1 protein-coding gene is annotated in these 4401 nt (G+C 75.6%); it reads right to left on the minus strand.

Annotation, left to right across the window (positions count from 1 at the left end; translation table 11 throughout):
* The coding region (locus CXR44_RS40310; protein ID WP_425437462.1) for an SDR family NAD(P)-dependent oxidoreductase at positions 1-4401 on the minus strand (4401 nt) is incomplete at both ends.

A 4401-nucleotide genomic window follows, 5' to 3' on the forward strand; every position in this document is an offset into this window, starting at 1 on the left:
AGCCCGAACGTGTACGCCACCCGCCCCGACAACACACTGGCCGCACCACCGGTCAGCAGATACCCGTCGGCGCCGGTGTCGGCCTGGTCGGTACGCGGGCCGTACTCCTGGTGCATGGCGCCGACGAACACACCCGCGTCCTCGCCGCGCAGGGACGCCACATCGATCCCGGCCCGCTCCAACGCCTCCCACGACGTCTCCAACAGCAACCGCTGCTGCGGATCCATCGCCAGCGCCTCACGCGGCGAGATCCCGAAGAAGTCGGCGTCGAAATCTCCGGCATCGCCGAGGAACCCGCCGAACCGGGTGTCGGACGACCGGCCGGATCCGGCGTCGAACAGCGCGGCCAGATCCCAGCCCCGGTCGGCGGGGAAACCGCCGATCACCTCGGCCTCGGAGGCCACGAGCCGCCACAGGTCCTCGGGCGAGGAGATCCCGCCCGGATACCGGCACGCCATCCCCACGATGACGATCGGATCGTCGTCGGAGCGCTCCTCCCGCGCCGGCACGGCAGTCGCCGCGGCGGGACCCTCCGCCACCTCCTCGCGCAGCCGCCGGGCGAGCGCCTCCGGGCTGGGGTGGTCGAACACCACGGTCGTGGGGAGCTCGACGCCGGTGACGCTGTTGAGGTTGTTGCGCAGCCGGACGGCCAGCAGGGAGTCGAAGCCGAGCTCCTTGAAGGCCCGTCGCGGCTCGACGGCTTCCGCGCCGGCATGCCCGAGGACGGTGGCGACCTGTTCGCGTACCAGGTCGAGCAGCACCCGGTCCCAGTCGGCCGCCGGTACCCCGGCCAGCCTCCGCCGCAACGATCCGCGCGCCGCGCCGGAGGTCCGGCGTCTGCCCGTACGGGGCGCCAGCTCGCGCAGCATCGACGGCACCGGGGGCGTGGCCCGGCGGGCGTCCAGGTGGGCGGGCACCAGCAACGCGTCCGGCGGAGCGGCGAGGGCGGCGTCGAACAGCGCCAGGCCGCCCCGGGTCGGCATGAAGGCGACCCCCACCTCGCGCCACCAGCCGAGTTCGGCGGTCCGCAGGCCACCGGTCAGGGCGCTGCGCTGCTCCCACAGCCCCCAGGCCAGGGAGATCGCGGGCAACCCGAGCGAGCGGCGGTGGGCGGCGAGCGCGTCGAGGTAGGCGTTGGCCGCCGCGTAGTTGGCCTGGCCGGGCGCGCCCAGCACGCCCGACAGCGACGAGAACAGCACGAACGCCGAAAGGTCGAGCTCCCGTGTCAGCTCGTGGAGATGCCGGGCGGCCAGCGCCTTCGGCCGCAGCACCCGGTCGACCCTGTCGGGCCGCAACGCCTCCACCACGCCGTCGTCCAGCACGGCGGCGGCATGGACGACTCCGCGCAGCGGCCGGTCGGCAGGCACCCCGGCCAGCAGGGCCGCCAGCGCGTCCCGGTCCGCCACGTCGCACGCGGTCACCGTCACCTCCGCGCCCGCCGCCTCCAGCTCGGCGACCAGCTCGCCCACCCCGGGCGCGTCCACGCCGCGCCGGCCGGTCAGGAGCAGATGGCGAACGCCGTACCGGGTCACGAGGTGGCGAGCCACCTCCCCGCCCAGGGTCCCCGTGCCTCCGGTGATGAGCACCGTCCCGTCCGGCCCGAACGCCGCGGCCCCGGACGCGCCGGTGCCGTCCCGGCCGAGCGCCGCGGTCTCCGACGTGCCGGTGCCGTCCGCGGGAGCCAGGCGGGGCGCGCGGAGGCGGCCGCCGCGCAGGGCGAGCTGGGGTTCGCCCGACGCCACGGCGCGGGACGCCGTCTCCTCCAGGTTCTCGGCGTCGTCCACGTCGAGCAGCACGAACCGCCCGGGATGCTCGGCCTGCGCGGAACGGACCAGCCCCCAGACCGGCGCCTGCCGGGGGTCGATCTCCCCGTCGTCGTGGCCCGTCGCGACGGCCCGGCGGGTCACCACGACCAGGGGCGTGTTGCCGTCCTCGGCCACCCGCTTCTGCACCTGCTCCAGCGCCCACCGCGCCGCGCTCGTGGGATCGTCGGGGCCGTCGGGGCACACCGCCGTGGCCGGACGTGACGCCCCGCCGGAGATGTCAGCGGCCTCGTGCCAGCCGACCCGGAACAGCGAGCCGGACCGTGCCGTCCCGAACCGCTGCCGCGAGGCGGCCCGCATCGCCAGGGCGTCGACGGACACCACCGGCCGCCCCTGATCGTCAGCCGCGTCCAGGCGGATGGCGCCGTCGCGGCCGGGCTGGAGCCGTGCCCTCAGGAGCGAGGCGCCGGTCCCGTGCACGCGCACGCCGGTCCAGGAGAACGGCAGCGGGATCTCGTCCGGTCCGGCGGCCGGGATCAGCTCGCCGAGCCCGATGGCGTGCAGGGTCCCGTCCAGCAGCGCCGGATGCACGGCGAAGCCCCGCACCTCCGTCTCCTCCGGCAGCACCACCTCGGCGTACACGTCGTCCCCGCGCCGCCAGGCCGCCCGCACGCCCTGGAAGGCCGGCCCGTAGTCGTACCCCTGCGCGGCGAGCCTCTCGTAGAGATCCGCCACGTCCAGCGGCCGCGCCCCCGGCGGTGGCCAGGCGTCCAGCGTCTCGCCGGTGCCGGTGCCGGCGCCGGCTCCATGGGAGACGGCCACCAGGCCAGTGGCGTGGCGCGTCCACGGGGCGCCGTCCTCGGCGTCCTCGGGCCGCGAGTGGATGGCCACGGTACGGCGTCCCGCCTCGTCCGCGGGCCCCGCGACGAGCTGGAGCCGGACGCCGCCCCGCTCGGGCAGCGCCAGCGGCGTGTGCAGGGTGAGCTCGTCGAGCTGGTCCCCGGCCTGGAGTGCGAGGTCCACGAACGCCGTTCCCGGCAGCAGCGCCCCGCCCCACACGGCATGGTCGGCCAGCCAGGGGTGGCTCTCGGACGAGATCCGCCCCGTCCAGGTGAGCCCGCCGTCGGCGCTCTCCAGGGTGGCGCCGAGAAACGGGTGGGCGGCGGGGCTCAGGCCAAGCCGCCGGACGTCGGTCCGCGACGGCTGTGTCGCCAGCCAGTAGCGCCGCCGCTGGAACGGGTAGGTCGGCAGCTCGGCCGAAGCCTGTCCCGTAGGCGGCCAGTCGACCGGCGCCCCGCGGACGAACGCCTCACTCGCTGACAGCAGGAACCGGTCCAGCCCGCCCTCGTCGCGACGAAGCGTCTCCGAGGCTCCCTCGATGTGCATCCCCAGCACCGGATGCGGGCTCACCTCGACGAAGATCCCCACGCCGGCGGCCCGCGCCGCCGCCACCGCGTCGGTGAACCGCACCGGCTGCCGCAGGTTGGCGTACCAGTAGTCGCCGTCGAGGCCGGTGGTGTCGAGCAGGGTGCCGGTCACCGAGGAGAAGAACGACACCTCTGAGTGGCGCGGCCGCACCGTCAGCCCGCGGATCTCGCTCTCGACCTCCTCCACCGCCGCGCTGTGGGAGGCGTAGTCCACCGCGATCCGGCGCGCCCACGCCCCCTCATCCGCGCACAATCCCACAAACCGCTCGACGGCCTCGATCGGGCCCGACACCACGGTCGCGGCCGGGCCGTTCACCGCGGCGACCGACAGCCCGGCGAAGCCGGCGAGCCGCTCCTCCACCCAGCTCACGGGCTGTGACACCGACGCCATCGCGCCGCGGCCCGCCAGCCGCGCCAGCGCCCGGCTGCGCAGCGCCACCACGCGGGCGCCGTCCTCCACCGACAACGCGCCGCACACCACCGCGGCCGCGATCTCGCCCTGCGAGTGGCCGATCACGCCCGCCGGAGTCACCCCGGCCGAACGCCACAACTCGGCCAGCGCGACCATCACGGCCCACAGCACCGGCTGAACCACCTCGGCCCGCTCCGGCACCGCCCCCGACCGCAGCACCGCCTCGACGTCGAGGTCGCCGAACTCGCGCAACGCCACGGCGCACTCGCGCAGCCGTCCCGCGAACACCGGAGCCGTGTCCAGCAGCTCGACGCCCATCCCCGCCCACTGCGACCCCTGACCGGGGAAGACGAACACCACCCGCCCGTCGCCCCCCGCCACGCCCCGCACCACACCAGGCGACTCGCGGCCCTCGGTCAGGGCCCGCAGCCCGGCGGCGCCGTCCAGCACGACGGCCCGATGCTCGAACACCGACCGGCGAGCCAGCGCCGCCGCCACCGAAGCCGGACCGTGCGCCTCGACCACGGGCACCAGCCCGGCCGCGAGCGCCCGCAACGCCGAGTCGTCACGCGCCGACAACGCCAGCGGCACGACCCCCGGCTCCTCGCCGTGAACAGGCGCCTCCTCCAGCACCGGTGACTCTTCGAGGATCACGTGGGCGTTGGTGCCGCTGATCCCGAACGACGACACCCCCGCCCGCCGCGGCCGGTCGGTCGTGGGCCAGGGCCGCTGCTCGGTCAGCAACTCCACCGCACCCGACGACCAATCCACATGCGACGACGGCGCATCCACATGCAAC

Source organism: Nonomuraea indica (assembly GCF_002850745.1).
In the GTDB taxonomy this organism is placed as follows: Bacteria; Actinomycetota; Actinomycetes; order Streptosporangiales; family Streptosporangiaceae; genus Nonomuraea; species Nonomuraea indica.